Below are 18,279 nucleotides of genomic sequence, written 5' to 3'. Positions count from 1 at the left end.
AATTTGGAGTATGTGCCATGAATTTGGCTGATCGTGATGGTTTTATTTGGCAAGATGGAAAATTGGTTGATTGGCGTGATGCGAAAATCCACGTCTTAACCCATACACTGCACTACAGTATGGGTGTTTTTGAAGGTGTCCGTGCTTATGAAACCCCAAATGGTACTGCAATCTTCCGTTTACAAGACCATACCAAGCGCTTGTTAAATTCAGCAAAAATTTATCAAATGAATGTTCCATTTGATCAAGCGACATTGGAACAGGCACAAATTGACGTTGTACGTGAAAATAAATTGGCATCTTGCTACTTGCGTCCATTGATCTGGATTGGTTCTGAGAAGCTGGGAATTGCCGCGACTGACAATACCATCCATGCTGCGGTTGCCGCGTGGGGCTGGGGTGCATACCTTGGTGAAGAGGCAATGGCACGTGGTATTCGTGTTAAAACCTCATCATTTACCCATCACCATCCAAACGTGACCATGTGTAAGGCAAAAGCCTGTGGTAACTATACAGTGTCAATTCTGGCACATCAGGAAGTAGCGCGTTCAGGTTATAACGAAGCCATGTTGCTTGATCCGCAAGGCTTTGTATGTCAGGGTGCAGGTGAGAACGTATTCCTAATCAAGGATGGCGTGTTACATACGCCTGACTTGGCTGGTGGTGCACTCGAGGGTATTACCCGTCAAACCGTGATTACCATTGCTAAAGATTTGGGTTATGAAGTGATCGAACGCCGCATCACCCGTGATGAGTTCTACATTGCTGATGAAGCATTCTTTACAGGTACAGCAGCGGAAGTGACACCAATCCGTGAATATGATGACCGTGAAATCGGTTGTGGTTCACGTGGTCCAATCACCACTGTGATTCAGAAGACTTTCTTTGATGCGGTTCAAGGCCGTAATGAGAAATATGCACATTGGCTGACTTATGTGAAGTAAGCTCAAATGCTTGAAGAAGCGAAGCCTAGGCTTCGCTTTTTTTATTGCCGAATTGTCAATAGACTGCAATCAAAGCATCATCAATCTTTCATTTAACTGAACTAAGTTGTCTCTAAACCGAGGCAAAATAGAGCGGCAATGAAAATTACGGTGGTTGGAGCAGGCTATGTGGGTCTATCAAATGCATTATTATTTTCAAGACAACACGATGTCACTGTGCTTGATATTGACCAAGCTAGAGTGAAAAATATTAACCAGCGAATTTCACCGATCAGTGATTCCTGTATTCAAAACTATTTATCCGAATCTAACCTTGATGCAACTTGTGATAAAGCGCTGGCTTATCAACATGCCAAGCTGATCATTATTGCGACCCCAACCAACTATAATCCTGAAACCAATTATTTTGACACCTCAAGCATAGAAAACGTGATTGCTGATATTCAGGCAATCAATCCCAAGGCTTTGATAATACTTAAATCCACCATTCCAGTTGGCTATACTGCCGAGCTATGCAAGCGCCTAGGTTTTAAAAACCTGATCTTCTCACCTGAGTTTCTGAGGGAGGGGCAGGCGCTACAGGATAATCTTTATCCATCACGAATCGTTGTGGGGGAAAAGTCAAAGCGGGCTGAAAAAATAGCCAAGCTTTATCTTAAGGCAAGCATCAAAAAAGATGCGGTGATTCTATGTGTGGATTCGACAGAAGCTGAGGCGATTAAACTATTTTCCAATACTTACCTAGCCATGCGTGTGGCTTTCTTTAATGAGCTGGATACCTATTGCTTAAAAAACAGGTTAAGTGCTTTGGACATTATTACGGGCGTGGGTTTAGATCAACGCATTGGTGATCACTATAACAACCCATCTTTCGGTTATGGAGGTTATTGCCTGCCAAAAGATACCAAGCAGCTGCTTGGCAATTATCGTGAAACGCCACAAGAGTTGATTTCAGCCATTATCCGATCCAACCAAACCCGCAAGCAGGCGATTGTTGATGATATTTTAAGTCGAGACGTATCCTGTGTTGGCATCTACAGACTCACCATGAAAGCCGATTCCGATAATTTTAGGGAGTCTGCGATACATGATGTGTTGCAAGGACTGGCCGATCAGGGAATTAGAATCATTATTTATGAACCAACTCTGGATGTGAGTGAATATCTAGGTCATCCTGTTGAATTTAGCCTACAAAAGTTTAAATCACTGTCTGATCTCATCATTGTCAATCGGATGGTGCCCATGTTCAGTGATGTGATGGAAAAGATCTATACCAGAGACTTGTTTGGGGTGAATTAGAAAAAATCTTACAAAGGATTTCTAGGTTTCTTTGTAAGAATATTCACAATTATTTATTTTGTATCCGTAGTTTATTGAGGTTGTTGATCTCGTCAAGATCATGATCAGGTTGAATACTAAAACTTTTATATTCTTTGCCGACCCATTGCATATGGTGTTCATCATCATTTTTTTTATACCCACAACAATCTAGAACTTCACCCATTAAGGCCCATGTTTCAAAGCTTTTTTCTCTATCTTCACCCTCAAGGTTAATTGGTTTGGTTTTAATAAAATAAGTGAGATAACCAGAAAGGGATTTTTCCTTAATTGAGAGTTTAGGTAAAATATCTAGAACAATAAGCGATGTTGCTTGGTGATCTTTATGGTCGTCAGGGTTGCGTTCATGGTCACAATCCATAATATAAAAAGATGCTCTTTGAGCATATTTGCTTTCTAATTCAATAATTTCAATTAAAGATTGTTTAATATCCTCAAGTGAATAGCGCTGCTGATGAGCTAAGTCTGAAATTGAGTCTTTTTCTAGGTAAACCAGTTCGGCGAGTGAAGTGTTTTTATCTGCATCAGGAAATCTAAAGTTATATAGGCTGATGTCTGAACCGATGGTGATCTCTGTAATATAACGGCCATTGATAGTAATTTCCTGCTCAAACACTTCATTTTTATGATCATTCCAAAATGAAATTGCTGTGGTATGAGCCTGTTCCCGTGCTTGCCACCAAGAGACTTTACGAAATGGTTTCTTGCGGTTTTTTCGGTTCGCATCCCCAGCACTTAGTACAATAAAAACTTTTCTTTCAATATCACTGTTTAATACCTGATGACGTGCCTCTTTTCCCATAAATAGCTCAATATCATCTGGGTGGGCTACAATAAAAAAAGAGATATTTTGAATGGCTTTATTATTTTTAATAATTGTGGGAGTAGGGGATGCAGCATAGGGGACAAATTGCCGTTGACCATAACCAAAGAAAAAACGTAATAAAACAAGAAAAAATTTCTTCATCAGGATTTGACCTTAAAAATTTGACCTATTTTAACTTAAAGAAAGAAAAGATTTTTGAGTCATGTAGAAGAAAGCTCTCAATTTATTACAATTGCATATTCTGTGGATATGTTAAGATAACACAATGCAGGGATGTGTTAGGCATCCATGTGTCTGAGTAATTCAAAAGGTCGAGAATATGGATCGTATTCAACAAGCTGCCCCTGAAGTAGAAAATCAAAATATCATTTTATGTATGAAATGGGGAACGAAGTATGGAGCTGAATACGTTAATCGTTTGTATAATATGGTGAAACGCCATGTGACCTTGCCATTTAAAATGGTATGTTTGACTGATCGTACAGAGGGAATTGACCCCAATGTACAATGCTTCCCAATCCCACCTTTAGATTTGCCAGCAGGCGCACCTGAACGTGGCTGGAACAAGCTTTCAACCTTTGAACCTGATTTATATGGCTTAAAAGGTAATGCGCTGTTTCTCGATCTTGATGTCGTGATTATTGATAATATTGACTGCTTCTTTCAGGAAAAAGGAGAGTTTCTGATTATTCATGACTGGAAACGTCCTTGGCGCATCACAGGCAATAGCTCAGTCTATCGTTTTAAATTGAGTGCTTTCCCTGAAATCTTGCCTTATTTTCGTGAGCATTTTGATGAAATCCGTCAAAAGTTCCGTAATGAGCAGGCCTATTTATCATGGTTTGTGCATAAAGAGGGGAAATTAAGCTATTGGAATGATGCCTGGTGTAAGAGCTATAAATATCATTGTCTGCAAAAAATTCCATTGGCGTATTTTAAGCCGCCAGTAAAACCTAAAGATGCCAAAATTATTATTTTCCATGGCGAAATTAATCCACCTGATGCTGTGAATGGCGGTGGTGGTAAATGGTATCGTTATGTATTGCCATCGGACTGGATTAAAGAGGCTTGGCAGTAACAGATTAATCTTTTCGAGTTAGTTTATTATGGGAAATATATTGCCTATAGATGTGGTCATTACCTGGGTAGATGGGCAGGATATCCATTTAAAACAGAAACGCCAACAATATATGAGTCAACAAATGGCACAGGATGCCGTTAGCTTGACACGCTTCGCAAGCAATAATGAAATATATTTTTGTATCGCCTCAATTTTAAAATATATGCCTGATGCTCGGACGATTTATCTTGTTACTGACCAACAAAAGCCGCAATGGATTGATGAGTTTGTAAGGCAAGGGTTATGTGATGCGAATAAGATTAAAATAATTGATCACAGTCAATTATTTAAAGGCTATGAAACGTATTTGCCTACTTTCAACTCTCTGTCCATCGAAACGATGTTATGGAATATTTCCGAGCTTGGAAATCATTTTGTTTACATGAATGATGATTTTTTTTTCAATGCCCCGTTTTCTCATTTGGATTGTTTTGAACAGGACAAGGTGATGATTTATGGACACTGGAAAAGTAATGGAATGACCAAGTTAAAGTATTTGTTTAGAAAGTTCTTGAGTCATTGGACAGGGAAACAGTTACAGCCAAAATTTACAGTTGCTCAAGTATTAAGTGCGGAAATAGCAGGACTGAATAAATATTACGCACTGCATCATCGACCTCATTCTATAAAGAAAAATATTCTTCAAGAATATTTTGTAAAGCATCCAGACGTGCTGAAACATCAAATTGGATTTAAGTTTCGTCACATTGATCAATTCTTACCTGTGGGTTTGGCAAATCACCTCAGTATTAAAAAACAACAGGCGATACTTAAACCTGATGTGGACGTTGCTTACATAAAGCCTGAAGGAGATACTGGAAAATTTATTGAGGCTTTAAAGAATACAGCCATTCAGTATGGTTGTATTCAAAGCCTTGATATGATGAATGAAGTTGATCAGGTGTTAATTTGTGAGGTGATGGTAGACAAGTTTAAAGACTTTTTACCTGATCAGATCAAGAATCAAATGAACATGATACAAGTGGGATAGCATAAATGAAAGTTGAAACCTATTTAATTAACCTTGATGGTAGTCATGAACGCTTAGACAATGCGACTAGACAGTTAAATCAACAAAACTTTCCATTTGTACGTTTTCCTGCATATGATGGGAGAGGTAAGCTATTATCAGAATTTAAAGAATATAATGATGAAAAGTCCATAGATATAATGGGGCGTAGTTTAATTGGTTCCGAGCTGGGTTGTTATAAGAGTCATTTAAGGTGTATCGAAAAATTTTTAAAAACGGATGCTGATTATTTGATTGTTTTAGAAGATGATATACAAATCATTGTAGATCAATTTAAAGCAATTCTTGATGAAGTGTTAAATTGGCTTTCTAAACATCCTGAAATTGAATGGTATGCCATAAATTTGGGTGCTAAAAAGAATAAACTCTCGAAAAAAATTTTTCATACCAAAGGCCATGATTTAGTTAAGGCTTATTATTATCCTATTCGCTTTATTGGAATGATTTGGAGTAGACAGGGTGCACAAGCATTTTTTGAATATTCTGTGAATGAAATGTATATGCCAGTAGATAATTTGGCTCAATCTTGGTTGTCACAAAATGGTAAAGGGCTTTCTATTTGGCCACCATTAGTTAAACCAAATGGCGCGGATAGTGATATTGATGGTGTGATCGCTACGCAAGGTAAAAAGCGTAATGATAAGGAAGCGCGTAGCTTATCCTATTCCCTAAAAAAGCAGAAACGGATGTGGCGTGATCGGATGTATGCAGTTAAACATTTATTAGGCGGATCATAAAAATGCAAAATTGTGTGATTAGCTTAAAAACTGAAACCAAACGTCGTGAGCATATTCAACAGGAATTTAACAAACAAAATATTCATTTTGATTTTTTTGATGCCATTACACCAGAATATAATCAGGAGATAGCCAAAAAATTAAAAATTCATATTGAAAATTTGCTATTAACACAAGGTGAGATTTCATGTTTATTAAGCCATATTTCATTATGGAAAAAAGCCATTGATGAAAATATGGATTATATTGCAATATATGAAGATGATATACATATTGGTCAGCAAGTGGCTCAATTTCTTAATCAGTCAAATTGGATTCCAAAAGATTGTGATATTATAAAATTAGAAGCTTTTTATCAGCATGTTTTTGTTAGTCGATCGGAACAAATTAGATTAAAAGATGATCGAGCATTATATGTACTTAAATCTAAACACGTTGGTGCAGCAGGCTATATTTTATCGCAACATGCAGCAAAATTTTTATTAGAAGACGTACAGAATAATTTTTCATTAAAACCATTAGATCATATTATATTTGAAGACTATATTTTTAATCAGGAATTAAAAGTATTTCAGATTTTACCTGCGATATGTATTCAGGATGACCGAAAAATAGATTTTGATAAAAATCTGTATAGTGCATTAGAAATAGAACGTAGAACACGATTTAAAAGTCAAACGAAAAAACAAGGGTTTATATTTAAAATAAAAAAAGAATTACTTAGAGTATTTTTACAATTACTAAAAATTAAAAATACAATATTATATCAACGAAAAAAAATTGGGCTTAGATAAAATAGATTAAATTTTTAATATATTCTATTTATAAGGCTGTCATGATTTAAACAATAGAGTTAAGGTTTAAAATATAACCAATTCGTGCCTTGTTTTTGAATTTTCTCAATAATATCTTGCATGACTTGCCATTTCACGATCTTAGCTTGATTATTAAGATAGAAAATTTTGAATAATTGATATTTTTTTATTTTTCGGCTGGACTGTTTTTGTAATTGTGGTAAAAGTTTTTCAAAAGTATCTTGGGAGAAATGTTTATAAGCAAAAAGTAATCTCGAGCGATACCAACGATAATAAAAATCATAACTTTGGTTCGGCTCGCTTGCACCACCATAATGATAGACCTGTAATTCAGAAAGTGTGATTAAAGGTAAGTTTAATTGTTTAACTCGATAACTCAGGTCTTCATCTTCACAATACATAAAAAAGTCTGGATCAAAACCTGCAAGTTGCTGAAAAATTTCAGAACGTATAAGGAGCAATGCTCCACTAATCCAGCATACTTGGTTAGGATAGCCTAAATCCTGATTAAATTCATAACTTAAATATTCAGTTTTATAGCCAGCTTTATCACTCAGGATTTGTGTAGATATGAGCCCATAATGTTGTTGATGTTCTGCTTGTGTCAATAATTCCTGTAAAAAATGTGATTGCTGAATGCGTAAATCAGGATTCGCAATCAAAAAATGTTTACCTGTGGCAATTTGAGCAGCAAGGTTCATTGCCCGACCAAAACCAATATTTTGATTGGATTGAATGATTTGAATATTAAGTTTTTGCTCAAACTGATTGGCTTGAATCATTTCAGCGAGTGCATTGTTTTGTACATTATTGGTGATGATAATTTCATAGTCTTGAGTTGAGAGGGGCTGTTGAACCAAATCGTGTAAAAAGTCTGCAATAAACGCTTCTGTATTGTAATTGACCATCAGAATGGAAAGTTTCATTTTTAAGCTCAGACTAGACATTGACTACTGATTATATTGGAATCATGGTCTTTTGATAAGACTATGTCTTTGTGCTAAATATGGATATTAGCTTGTAAATTCTATATGATGTGGAAATCGTCATTGCTTATATTTTATTTCTTGGTTTGGAGAACATGACTTATGGGAGGAATCAATAGCCCGCAGAAGATCAGTAAGAAAGATCTTATTTTTGCAAAGAAATATACTTTCTGTACTTTGGTTACACGTTTTGATGAATATTTAGAAATGGTCGAAAGTGCAAAAAATGCTGGTTTTGATGGTAGCGATATTGAATTTTTGTATTTTGATAATAACAACAGTAATGAATTTGATGGTTATACTGGTATTAATCATGCACTTTTACAAGCAAAAGGCGAATATTTAATTTTTTGTCATCAAGATATTTTATTCTCATTTGATGATCGTCAGATTTTAGATCACAGAATAGCGGAATTAAATCAAATTAATGTGGAATGGGCGGTTGTAGGAAATGCAGGGCGGGACCAGACAGGCAGGGCATTTACTCGGATTACTGACCCATATGGAGCAAATCAAAAAGCAGGCAACTTTCCACATGAAGTGATGAGTCTTGATGAAAACTTTTTAGTGATTAACCGTAAACAAAATATTGCATGTAGCAGTTTGTTATCGGGCTTTCATCTGTATGCTACTGATTTATGTCAGAATGCCCAATATTTGGGTTTAAGAAACTATGTAATTGATTTTCATTTATATCATAAAAGTTCAGGAAATATTGATCAAAATTATATGTTATCCAAGAAGCGATATATTTATCTACAGCAGAAAAGAAAAAAAGCCCAGTTTTATTCAACCTGTTGTTCCATTTTTTTTGTTTCAAGTAATTCATTGCTTACTTACTTATTTAATAAAAAAATCCTACTTAAATGGTTGCGGAGTTTTTATAAGAGATTGGGTAATTTACAGGCGTGAAGAAAAATAGAAATTTTCTCTTGTAGATATGAATTGTCTAAACTTGTCAAAAGCAAAGGTAGATTTTCATAAAAATTTTATTAAGTTTTTAATTCTAAAGTGTAAATATACTCCAGCTATTTTTCTGTCCAGCAGTAATTTTATTGTAATAATCATTATCTTATCTTGCTTATTGAATAAGTAAAGATATAATCAGATATAAATGTTGTATTGTAGTAGTTCTTTTTGATATTTATTAAACTTATAGTGTTTTTGAATGTGACCCTATAGTAAAGAAATAAGTTAAAGATATCTATAAGTATATTCTCTTGAATAAAATCTGTAACATATCTACTGAACTAATATTATCATCTTCTAACTTTCTTTTTAACACATGTAAAATAAAGAAATCGGGTACACATTCATTTGTTAAAAGCCATAATCGTTCAAATCCAGCTAAGTCCTTTATAAAAAATCTAAAGTGGCAATATCCTGAATAAGGTCAAAATCTACCATTGTCTTCTCTTCGACTTGCTTCTTCAAAGAAGTAGCGACACTGCTCATATGATTCATTTTAATAATAATAAACATAACCATCTATAAATGACCTCGATTAAGAATGATTATAATCAAAAAAGTAAGTAGATGTTCTATGTATATATTTTTTTAGTGTGCTGGAACTTGAAAAAATCTCTTTGATATCATAAATTAAGTAGTCATTTTTGATCATTTAATCTTTATCATAGGAATAATAATGAATTAAAAAATAATTTTTCATTTTAAGACTAAACTAATAATTTTCTCCAGATGTGTAACTGAATCATGTTGTTTATATCTGCAATATTGTAATTATATGTAAGAATATAATGATCTGGAATTAGGAAGTGAATAATAAAATTTATAAATGATTTATTGTAGAAATTTTATTGGTTTTATTGAGTTGAAGCAATGGATAAATTCTACTTTAAGTTTAATTATGATTAATAAAATAATTCATAATTTTTGAGCCTTAGTATTTTTGATCTATGTTTCTATATATTTCCAATAGATATAAGGCTAAATATTTTGATAAATCGATTGACTGGATTTTTTCTTAGTAGAGTATATATGTTTTATAGATTCTGAACGCAATCCTTTCTATAATGAATTTATTTTTAATAAGCTTCCCCAATAGTTTACTTTGATCATCATTTTTATTACCTTGGGTTGAGATCGATTCATTGTATCAAGTTCTGGTTATCTGTTTTAAATACAATATAATAATATTTTAACTCAATAGTTCCATATTTTTTATTCAGCCTTTTAATAATAATCTTTTTGATCTCCCCTAAACCGTTTATACCCCCACATATATTCAGTAGGAAAGCGGTTGATCATGTGTTCAACTGCTTTATTGAGTGCTGTGGTTGCCACTTCAATATCTTTGTCATAAAGCTCAGGATCATTCAGATCATCACAATACACATCAAAGCCCTCATCATCTTCGCGGCGGAAGCAACTTAAACCCACTAAACGACATTGGGTTTTTTGTGCCATCTTGCTGGCGAGGGTGCTGGTCAGGCAAGGAATTCCAAAAAAAGGAACCACTACACCACCAGACGGTTGTGGAACATGATCAGGCAAAATCACGCTGAAACCACCTTGCTTTAGGTTTTTAAACAGTGCTTTTACTCCATTGGCATCAGTGGGAACAAGTGTCGCATTGAGCCGCTGGCGGGCATGTAAGGCAAATGCATTAAAACCACTATCTTTCATGGGTTTATACATAATGGTTGGTGTACCATATTGATGTACCCATGCATTCATCATTTCCCATGTACCCAGATGTGGAGTAATAATCAGCGCACCTTTCGGGTCTTTTAGCGCATCCGTCAGGACTTCTAAGTTATGCACAGTATGGATTTGCTGGATACTCCATTCAGGTGGCATTGCCCAGCATTTTCCAGACTCAATATAACTTAGGCATTGTTTGGTGACGCTTTCCCGTGCCAATTGTTCTTTTTGTTTTGGGCTAAGTTCTGGATAGGCGAGACCAATATTGACTCGAGTTTTCCATAGCATACTTTTATTAGGATTTTGATTGATAAAGTAGGCTGCCACTTTGGCGATACTACGCAAAAATGCTAAAGGTAAAATACGAAGTAGGGTAATGTAAAACGGCATGACGATCAGTCTTGCTTATCGGTATTGCCCTTGAGCACCATATAGATCAGTGCCACAAAAATCAGAAGTGCGCCCGCAAGGCTACTGATACAGAAATATAGAATACGCTGGTTGGTGGTCATATTGAAGAGTTCATTGGCGAGGATGTAACGCATAAAGAACCACTGAGCCAGTGAAAACACAATAATTACAATTGTGTGTCGACGTACATCAGGACGCATTGCCATAAGACTGACCTCTCAATAAAAAGCAGCCTATTATGCCACTAGCAGGCATGATCGCAAAGTAAAACCATGTAATATAAGAAACCTATAAAATCAAAAAACCCTGCATCAAGCAGGGCTCCTGAATCATAAACCTAAAGTTTATTTCTCTTCAGCTTTTACTTTTTCACGTAAACGAATACCTAAGTCACGCAATTGGTTTACTTCAACTGGTGCAGGTGCTTGTGTCAATGGACATTCAGCAGTCTTGGTCTTCGGGAATGCAATCACATCACGAATCGAAGATGCACCTGTCATCAACATGATCAAGCGGTCAAGACCAAATGCCAAACCGCCGTGCGGAGGCGCACCGTAACGCAACGCATTCAATAAGAAGCTGAATTTCTCTTCTGCTTCTTCTTCACCAATGCCTAACGCTTCAAAAATTGCTTTTTGCATTTCCAGAGTATAGATACGCAGTGAACCACCACCGATTTCAGTACCATTCAGTACCATGTCGTATGCAACTGAAAGTGCTGCACCTGGATTGCTCTTCACTTCTTCAACACTAGATTTTGGTAGTGTGAACGGGTGATGCACAGAAGTCCATTTGCCATCATCAGTTTCTTCAAACATTGGGAAGTCTACAACCCAAAGTGGAGCCCACTCACAAGTTGCAAGCTTCAGATCATGACCGATTTTGACACGAAGTGCGCCCATCGCATCGTTTACAACTTTGGCTTTATCTGCACCAAAGAACACGATGTCACCATTTTCAGCACCAACACGTTTTAATAGATCAAGTACGATTGGCTCGATGAATTTCACGATAGGGGACTGTAGACCTTCGATACCTTTTTCAAGTTCATTGACTTTGATGTAAGCCAAACCTTTTGCACCGTAGATACCTACAAATTTGGTATATTCATCAATCGCACTACGTGGAAGTGAACCCGCGCCTGGTACACGTAAAGCGACAATACGACCTTTAGGATCTTTTGCAGGGCCTGCAAATACCTTGAACTCAACGTCCTGCATCAAGTCTGCAACGTCAACAAGTTTTAATGGAATACGCATATCTGGCTTGTCAGATGCATAGTCACGCATTGCATCGTTATAAGTCATGCGTTCAAATTTATCGAATTTCACATTCAATAATTCGTTGAACATTTTAACCGTTAAGCCTTCCATTAAATCCATGATGTCATCGTCAGACATAAACGATGTTTCAACGTCGATTTGGGTAAATTCAGGCTGACGATCGGCACGTAAGTCTTCGTCACGGAAACATTTGGCAATTTGGTAATAACGGTCGATACCACCCACCATCAACAACTGTTTAAACAATTGTGGTGATTGTGGAAGTGCGTAGAAGCTACCATTAGACACACGGCTTGGCACGAGATAGTCACGAGCACCTTCTGGGGTGGCACGGGTCAAAATCGGTGTTTCAACGTCGAGGAAACCATGATCTTCAAAATAATTACGGATCAGGTTGGTCACTTTTGAACGGAAGCGTAAACGATCCAGCATCTCTGGACGGCGAATGTCCAAGAAACGGTATTTCAAACGAATTTCTTCTGAAATATTGGTGTTTTCGTCATTTAATGGGAATGGAGGCGTTTCAGAAGCAGCAAGAACTTCAATTTCTTTTGCCAAAACTTCAATCTGGCCACTCACCATATTGGCATTTTCAGTGCCTTCATAACGACGGCGAACACGGCCTGTAATTTTTAATACAAATTCAGAACGCGCCTTATCTGCAGTTGCAAATGCTTCTGGGGTATCAGGGTCAATTACCACCTGAACCAGACCATCACGGTCACGCATATCCAGGAAAATCACACCGCCATGGTCACGGCGACGGTGAACCCAACCGCATAAAGTCACTGTTTGATCGATTTGGGCTTCAGTTAAAGAGCCACAGTAATGAGTGCGCATCATATTGAATTATTATCCAAACTATATTGGCTGTAGAAGATGCATACGTAAACAGCGCAGCATCAATGGAGCGAAGATTATGCCTTGTTGAACGTCCAGTCTCAAGTCTTAATGCTTTGGGGACAATCCTAATTCAATGCTTTGGGTTAAAATTCTGCCATATAGGCTTTTCGATGCAGCAACAAACTCATTAAACAGCAAATACTAAATAGTATGAGTCCATTTTGGGAGAACTGGTTGATGGCTTTGCCAATAAAGAAATAACGCTCAGTATTCCACAGTTCAGCCGAAATGGTGTGGCTGTATTTCCAAACTGCCAATATGCCGCCAGTCACTGCAATGGCCATACTCAGCAAGGCAAACAGCTTTATTTTCCGTGATACAGGTGTGCCCTGTTTGTAGGTTTGGTAATAGTTTAGACACATCCACAATAATAAAGGCAAGCTGAGAATGGATGATGCAATTTGCAGAATAAAATGCAGGGGATAATGAACATTCCACAGGGAAACATTTTGGGAGAGTGTGTCTTGAAAGGCAAAAGTGCGGAAGTCTAAATGAGTCAATCCATCCCAGATGAGATGTGTTGCTGTTCCTAAAATGATGGCTAAACAACACATCAGTATAAAAGCCACCGTCTCATCAAAGGATTTGATCTTTAAAGGGTGCTTGATGCCTAAAAAACGATAAATCACTGGACGATACAGTAAATACCACAACAGGCAAAAGCATAAGCCAATCGGAAGATTGGGAAATAAAATCCCTGACCATTGATGGGTTAAGGCAATGGTTTCTGTTGTAAACAGGCGATACAGGTCTGGTGTCATACAGCCGATGGCTAAGGCTGCAATCGGTAAATGACCCCGACTAAGTTTGGATAAGGGTGGGGCAAGCACCGCATGGGAAAGGGTAAAGGGCATAAGCTTGAATCATGAAGAATGCTTAAATCATGGAGTGGCAGTTTAACAAATGAAGTTTGCATGTATGTTTTTTATTGCAAAATAAATGAAATGTTATAATATAACAAAAATAAAGATCGACTGATTTGAGACACGGTATGTCATTTCCGAAAAATATTCTGACCTTATCCATTTTGGCTGTTGCGTCTGTATCTGTATTTGCCGCAGAAAATGAGCAGGCGACCACGCTGGACACCATCCGCATCAAGGCGCATCCACTTGAGCAAACCTCAAAGGACTTTGCAGTTGCAGACACTGTGGTAGACGAAAAACGCTTGGCGCAAGGGGCAGTGACCATTGGCGAGGCATTGAGTGGTGAAACGGGAATTTCCTCCAATCAGTTTGGAGCGGGCTCTAGCGGACCTGTGATCCGTGGGCAAGATGGTCCTCGCGTAAAAATTCTACAAAACTCATCTGAAAATATTGATGTATCCACACTTTCTCCAGACCATGCGGTAACGGTTGATCCAGCACTGGCAAAACAGATTGAAGTGATTCGTGGGCCATCCACCTTGTTGTTTGGTGCTGGAACAGTGGGTGGTCTGGTGAATGTCACTGATAGTAAACTTCCAACAGCAATGCCAGAAAAGGGCTATGAGGGCAATGTTGGCCTGCGTTACAACACGGGCAGTGATGAGAAGCTGGCAAGTGCGGGTGTAACGCTGGGCTTGGGCGATCAGGTTGCCTTGCGTGTTGAGTGCTTAAAGCGTGAGGCCAATGACTATATCGCACCAGATTATGTACATGAGGGCGAAAAGGAACGCCGTGTTGACAACACCTTTGCCAAAGGCCAGACCGTAAATGTCGGTTTGTCATGGATTTATGATCGTGGCTTTACGGGTATTTCTTATAGCAACCGTCAGGATCAATATGGTTTGCCAGGACATAGCCATGAATATGAAAGCTGTCATTTACATGGACTCAGCCTGCATTGTGGCGAACACGACCATGATGAAGAGGGGCATGACCACGAAGATCACGACCATGATCATGCACATGAAGCAGGTCCCTGGATTGACCTGAAATCTGAACGTTATGACCTGCGTACTGAACTGGATGATCCATTTGCGGGCTTTAAAAAGTTGCGTGCTCAGGCCAGTTATACCGATTACCAACATGATGAAATCGAGGAAGATACCATTGCGACCCGTTTTAAAAACAAGGGTTATGATGGACGTTTAGAGTTGGTACACAATCCACTGGGTGCATGGGAGGGTGTGATTGGTACACAGTACGGACAACAAAAACTGGAACTTACGGGTGAAGAAGCCTTTTTGGCACCAAACACCACCAAGAAATGGAGTGTGTTCGCTTTGGAACATGCCCAGTTTAATGATGTGCATGTGGAACTGGCGGCACGTGCAGATCAGCAAAAAATTGATATTGATGATGCAAGCAAAAAAGATTTCGACGGTTCAGCCTTTTCTGTTTCTGGTGCAGCCAACTGGGAGTTTGCGCCAAACTACAAGCTTTCTTTGGTAACGTCTCATCAGGAGCGTTTGCCTTTGGCGCAGGAGCTTTATGCAGATGGTGGACATTTCGCGACCAATACCTATGAGCTGGGCAATGATCAACTTGGCAAAGAGAAATCAAATAATGTGGAACTGGGTTTCCATTATGATGATCAGACCTTTGACTATCATGTCCACGTGTATCATAACTGGTTTGATGACTATATCTATGCCCAAACCTTAGACCGTTATAAGGACTTCCGTCTGGTGCAATATGCACAGGACAAAGCCAAGTTCTATGGTGCGGAAGCGGAAGCAGGCTATCAAATTTCACCAATTTATAAGCTGGGCGTATTTGGTGATTATGTACGTGGCAAGATCGACAATGACAATGCGCCACGTGTACCCGCAGGCCGTTTAGGGACTAAGGTCAATGCTAATTTTGATGATCACTGGAGTGGTTCGGCTGAGTATTACCATGTGTTCCAGCAGGACAAGATTGCGGCTTACGAAACCGATACCCAAAGCTATAATATGTTGAATCTGGGTGTGGCATACTCAGGTAAGTATAGTAATCTTAGCGATTATAGGGTATTCCTGAATGCCAACAACCTGCTGGATGATCAGGTCTATCAACATGCGTCATTCCTCTCGACCATTCCACAGGTGGGACGTAACTTTACTGTAGGTGTTAATTTTAGTTTCTAATTTGTCACTTAAATCTTATTGAAAAATCAAAGCATAAGCTCTAGCCTTAACCCATTAGGCTAGGGCTTTTTCTGTTTATATGCGTATCTTCCAACGAATCCATCAAAAATTAAACTGGTCAGGTCGGCGTTACATGGCAGTCATATTGAGTATTGTGGTGATGGGGTACATTGCTTCGGCAATTTACCACACTGTAAAACCGCTCCCACAAGGGCTGGATTTTACGGGACAACTGCGCCATGCCAATGTGAAATTTCTGGCAGATCAAACCTATATGGATGCGCAGGGTCAGCAACAGGTAGACCAGCATATTTTCAGGGAAGTCTTTCAACTGATTGATCAGGCACAGACCACGATTGTGCTGGATATGTTCCTGTTTAATCAGGAAGTTGGAAAATCCAAAGTTAAACAGTTTCCTTTAATGCAACAACTGACTGATGCATTGATCGCAAAGCGTCGTCAAGACCCAAATATTCAGGTGGTTGTCATTACTGATCCAATCAATTCTGTTTATGGTGGGATTGCACCAAAGCATTACCGTCAGCTACGTCAGGCAGGCGTGGAAGTCATTGAAACCGATTTAAAACCATTGCGTGCATCGAATCCATTGTGGTCGGGCTTCTGGTATATCTGCTGCCAAAGTCTGGGCAATAACCCAGAAAAAGGCTGGCTAAGCAATCCATTTGGCGATGAAAAGATTACTCTGCGCAGTTATCTGGAACTGTTTAACTTTAAGGCGAATCACCGTAAAACATTGGTGGTGGATACAGAGCAAGGCTGGAAAAGTCTGGTGACTTCCGCCAATCCACACGATGGCAGCTCGCATCATAGTAATGTGGCATTGGTAGTTGATGGGTCAACAGCAATTGATGTGCTGAAAACGGAGCAGGCGGTTGCACAAATGTCGCAGGGTTCCAGTCCCTTTGTGATTATGGGTGGATTCACTGAAGATAAAAGCTTGCCACAAATTCAGGTGCTGACTGAAAAAGCCATTTATGATGCTGTACTCAACATGATTCATGAGGCTAAGCCTAAAGAACATCTGGATATGGCCATGTTCTATCTGTCTGAGCGCAACATTATTGACGCACTGAAACAGGCACAGCAACGTGGTGTGAATATTCGTTTAATGATTGACCCAAACAAGGATGCCTTTGGTCGTCAAAAAAATGGCATTCCAAATCGTCAGGTGGCTTCGGAGCTACATGCCGCAGGCATCCCGATCCGTTGGTGTGATACGCATGGCGAACAGTGTCATAGCAAAATGCTGGTCAAATACAATGCCCAGCAAGCTGAGCTAATTTTGGGTTCAGCGAACCTCACTGCACGTAACCTGAAAAACTATAACCTTGAAACTGATATGCGAGTGGTTGGCTCAGCACAGGCGCAGGTATTTAGAGATGCAGGACAATATTTTGATGCGGCATGGAGCAATGCCAATGCTCGTCAGGTGACGGTTGATTATGCAAAATATGCAGATGAATCGAAAACAAAATACTGGCTATATCGTTTTATGGAATGGTCGGGATTGTCGACTTTTTAATTGTAGGATGAAATTGTAGGGGCGAACTGTGTTCGCCTTGTTATAGAAATCATCATATTGATGTTTATTGCTCATTCGGGCGAACACAGTTCGCCCCTACTTTTTGTAGAAACAGTCTAATTCCCATTGAGCGGGATTATTTTCAATATATTCACGAATGTGCATATAATCTCTTGTATTACGGATAATATGATCATGAAAGGATTTCTGCCAAGGTGAAAACCCTGCCTTTTTCGTAATGACACCTTTCCATTGTTTAATAATCCGTGACACTGTAGGGAGCACTAGAGTTTCGTAAGGCATTTGTTCATGGTATGCCACATTATCAATCGCAATGATCATATGTACATGATTTGGCATGATGACATAACAATCTAAAGTTATATGTGAATAAATCGTCATTAATTTTTCTGTTTCTTGGATCACCAATCTACCTAGTTCGGAGGGAATTAAAACAGCAGTATCTTCTGGATGGGTTGGATTTGATTTTACAGAAATTTCCCCCAATAAAGTTTGCCGATCTTGAATACAGACTGTAATAAAATAAGCACCATTTTGACTATAGTCATAGCCCATTAAACGATTAGATTTACGTTGTTTAGCAATATTCATATTATTGGTCTGTAG

The 18,279-nt window shown here is 38.4% G+C and carries 16 protein-coding genes; 9 read left to right on the top strand and 7 right to left on the bottom strand.

The window, feature by feature from the left end; all coding sequences use genetic code 11:
* The first annotated feature begins 17 nt into the window (after nucleotides 1-17).
* Together QTA56_RS15920 and QTA56_RS15915 are read left to right on the top strand one after the other, a co-directional pair.
* Entirely contained in the window at nucleotides 18-944 is a 927-nt protein-coding gene (locus QTA56_RS15920) for a branched-chain amino acid transaminase (RefSeq protein WP_267981974.1), read from the top strand.
* A gap of 138 nt (nucleotides 945-1,082) precedes the next feature.
* On the top strand, nucleotides 1,083-2,243 hold the full coding sequence (locus QTA56_RS15915) for a nucleotide sugar dehydrogenase (RefSeq protein WP_267981973.1): 1,161 nt from the start codon (nucleotides 1,083-1,085) through the stop codon (nucleotides 2,241-2,243).
* Nucleotides 2,244-2,292: 49 nt separating this feature from the next.
* Here the strand turns inward: QTA56_RS15915 and QTA56_RS15910 are convergent, their stop codons facing one another.
* The gene (locus QTA56_RS15910) at nucleotides 2,293-3,249 is read right to left on the bottom strand and encodes a PIG-L family deacetylase (RefSeq protein ID WP_267981972.1); all 957 of its coding nucleotides are present in this window, start codon (nucleotides 3,247-3,249) and stop codon (nucleotides 2,293-2,295) included.
* A 178-nt stretch (nucleotides 3,250-3,427) separates the two neighbouring features.
* On the opposite strand from QTA56_RS15910, the gene QTA56_RS15905 reads away from it, so the two are divergent.
* From QTA56_RS15905 to QTA56_RS15890, 4 genes are read left to right on the top strand one after another with little or no spacing between them, the layout of a single operon-like run.
* A complete protein-coding gene (locus QTA56_RS15905; RefSeq protein ID WP_267981971.1) occupies nucleotides 3,428-4,186 on the top strand; it encodes a glycosyltransferase in 759 nt (252 codons plus the stop codon).
* Between the two features lie 25 nt (nucleotides 4,187-4,211).
* The gene (locus tag QTA56_RS15900; RefSeq protein ID WP_267982025.1) at nucleotides 4,212-5,219 is read left to right on the top strand and encodes a Stealth CR1 domain-containing protein; all 1,008 of its coding nucleotides are present in this window, start codon (nucleotides 4,212-4,214) and stop codon (nucleotides 5,217-5,219) included.
* A 5-nt stretch (nucleotides 5,220-5,224) separates the two neighbouring features.
* Nucleotides 5,225-5,995 carry a glycosyltransferase family 25 protein gene (locus QTA56_RS15895; protein WP_267981970.1) on the top strand — a complete coding sequence of 257 codons (771 nt, stop codon included), beginning with the start codon at nucleotides 5,225-5,227 and terminating at the stop codon, nucleotides 5,993-5,995.
* 2 nt (nucleotides 5,996-5,997) lie between these two features.
* Nucleotides 5,998-6,789, top strand: a complete 792-nt coding sequence (locus QTA56_RS15890) for a glycosyltransferase family 25 protein (protein ID WP_267981969.1) — start codon at nucleotides 5,998-6,000, stop codon at nucleotides 6,787-6,789.
* 59 nt (nucleotides 6,790-6,848) lie between these two features.
* Here the strand turns inward: QTA56_RS15890 and QTA56_RS15885 are convergent, their stop codons facing one another.
* On the bottom strand, nucleotides 6,849-7,736 hold the full coding sequence (locus QTA56_RS15885) for a glycosyltransferase family 2 protein (RefSeq protein ID WP_267981968.1): 888 nt from the start codon (nucleotides 7,734-7,736) through the stop codon (nucleotides 6,849-6,851).
* A gap of 162 nt (nucleotides 7,737-7,898) precedes the next feature.
* Between QTA56_RS15885 and QTA56_RS15880 the strand changes: the two genes are divergently transcribed.
* Entirely contained in the window at nucleotides 7,899-8,708 is an 810-nt protein-coding gene (locus QTA56_RS15880; protein ID WP_267981967.1) for an acyl esterase, read from the top strand.
* 1,281 nt (nucleotides 8,709-9,989) lie between these two features.
* On the opposite strand, the gene QTA56_RS15875 is transcribed toward QTA56_RS15880, so the two are convergent.
* From QTA56_RS15875 to QTA56_RS15860, 4 genes are all read right to left on the bottom strand, one after another.
* The gene (locus QTA56_RS15875) at nucleotides 9,990-10,850 is read right to left on the bottom strand and encodes a lysophospholipid acyltransferase family protein (protein ID WP_267981966.1); all 861 of its coding nucleotides are present in this window, start codon (nucleotides 10,848-10,850) and stop codon (nucleotides 9,990-9,992) included.
* Nucleotides 10,851-10,855: 5 nt separating this feature from the next.
* Nucleotides 10,856-11,077, bottom strand: a complete 222-nt coding sequence (locus QTA56_RS15870) for a hypothetical protein (RefSeq protein WP_004675553.1) — start codon at nucleotides 11,075-11,077, stop codon at nucleotides 10,856-10,858.
* Between the two features lie 138 nt (nucleotides 11,078-11,215).
* Nucleotides 11,216-12,997, bottom strand: coding sequence for an aspartate--tRNA ligase (aspS, locus tag QTA56_RS15865; protein ID WP_267981965.1), 1,782 nt, complete (start codon nucleotides 12,995-12,997; stop codon nucleotides 11,216-11,218).
* Between the two features lie 143 nt (nucleotides 12,998-13,140).
* The gene (locus QTA56_RS15860; RefSeq protein ID WP_267981964.1) at nucleotides 13,141-13,911 is read right to left on the bottom strand and encodes a DUF4184 family protein; all 771 of its coding nucleotides are present in this window, start codon (nucleotides 13,909-13,911) and stop codon (nucleotides 13,141-13,143) included.
* Between the two features lie 137 nt (nucleotides 13,912-14,048).
* Here QTA56_RS15860 and znuD point away from each other — a divergent pair, with 137 nt between their 5' ends.
* Nucleotides 14,049-16,109: a zinc piracy TonB-dependent receptor ZnuD gene (gene znuD, locus QTA56_RS15855; RefSeq protein WP_267981963.1), complete on the top strand. Its 2,061-nt coding sequence runs from the start codon at nucleotides 14,049-14,051 to the stop codon at nucleotides 16,107-16,109.
* A gap of 79 nt (nucleotides 16,110-16,188) precedes the next feature.
* Complete coding sequence (locus QTA56_RS15850; RefSeq protein ID WP_267981962.1) at nucleotides 16,189-17,652, top strand: phospholipase D family protein; 1,464 nt, start codon at nucleotides 16,189-16,191, stop codon at nucleotides 17,650-17,652.
* Nucleotides 17,653-17,748: 96 nt separating this feature from the next.
* Here the strand turns inward: QTA56_RS15850 and QTA56_RS15845 are convergent, their stop codons facing one another.
* Nucleotides 17,749-18,264, bottom strand: coding sequence for a transposase (locus tag QTA56_RS15845; protein ID WP_267981961.1), 516 nt, complete (start codon nucleotides 18,262-18,264; stop codon nucleotides 17,749-17,751).
* Nucleotides 18,265-18,279 lie beyond the last annotated feature (15 nt).

This window comes from Acinetobacter thutiue, from assembly GCF_030385805.1.
GTDB lineage: Bacteria > Pseudomonadota > Gammaproteobacteria > Pseudomonadales > Moraxellaceae > Acinetobacter > Acinetobacter corruptisaponis.
This window is presented reverse-complemented; position numbering and strand designations above follow the sequence as displayed.

Bases quoted from the DNA above. Each gene is read 5' to 3' on its own strand.
- QTA56_RS15870 (WP_004675553.1), bottom strand. From the start codon at position 11,077: ATGGCAATGCGTCCTGATGTACGTCGACACACAATTGTAATTATTGTG.
- QTA56_RS15915 (WP_267981973.1), top strand. From the start codon at position 1,083: ATGAAAATTACGGTGGTTGGAGCAGGCTATGTGGGTCTATCAAATGCA.
- QTA56_RS15905 (WP_267981971.1), top strand. From the start codon at position 3,428: ATGGATCGTATTCAACAAGCTGCCCCTGAAGTAGAAAATCAAAATATC.
- aspS (WP_267981965.1), bottom strand. From the start codon at position 12,997: ATGATGCGCACTCATTACTGTGGCTCTTTAACTGAAGCCCAAATCGAT.
- QTA56_RS15845 (WP_267981961.1), bottom strand. From the start codon at position 18,264: ATGAATATTGCTAAACAACGTAAATCTAATCGTTTAATGGGCTATGAC.
- QTA56_RS15920 (WP_267981974.1), top strand. From the start codon at position 18: ATGAATTTGGCTGATCGTGATGGTTTTATTTGGCAAGATGGAAAATTG.
- QTA56_RS15895 (WP_267981970.1), top strand. From the start codon at position 5,225: ATGAAAGTTGAAACCTATTTAATTAACCTTGATGGTAGTCATGAACGC.
- QTA56_RS15910 (WP_267981972.1), bottom strand. From the start codon at position 3,249: ATGAAGAAATTTTTTCTTGTTTTATTACGTTTTTTCTTTGGTTATGGT.
- znuD (WP_267981963.1), top strand. From the start codon at position 14,049: ATGTCATTTCCGAAAAATATTCTGACCTTATCCATTTTGGCTGTTGCG.
- QTA56_RS15850 (WP_267981962.1), top strand. From the start codon at position 16,189: ATGCGTATCTTCCAACGAATCCATCAAAAATTAAACTGGTCAGGTCGG.
- QTA56_RS15880 (WP_267981967.1), top strand. From the start codon at position 7,899: ATGGGAGGAATCAATAGCCCGCAGAAGATCAGTAAGAAAGATCTTATT.
- QTA56_RS15875 (WP_267981966.1), bottom strand. From the start codon at position 10,850: ATGCCGTTTTACATTACCCTACTTCGTATTTTACCTTTAGCATTTTTG.
- QTA56_RS15860 (WP_267981964.1), bottom strand. From the start codon at position 13,911: ATGCCCTTTACCCTTTCCCATGCGGTGCTTGCCCCACCCTTATCCAAA.
- QTA56_RS15890 (WP_267981969.1), top strand. From the start codon at position 5,998: ATGCAAAATTGTGTGATTAGCTTAAAAACTGAAACCAAACGTCGTGAG.
- QTA56_RS15885 (WP_267981968.1), bottom strand. From the start codon at position 7,736: ATGAAACTTTCCATTCTGATGGTCAATTACAATACAGAAGCGTTTATT.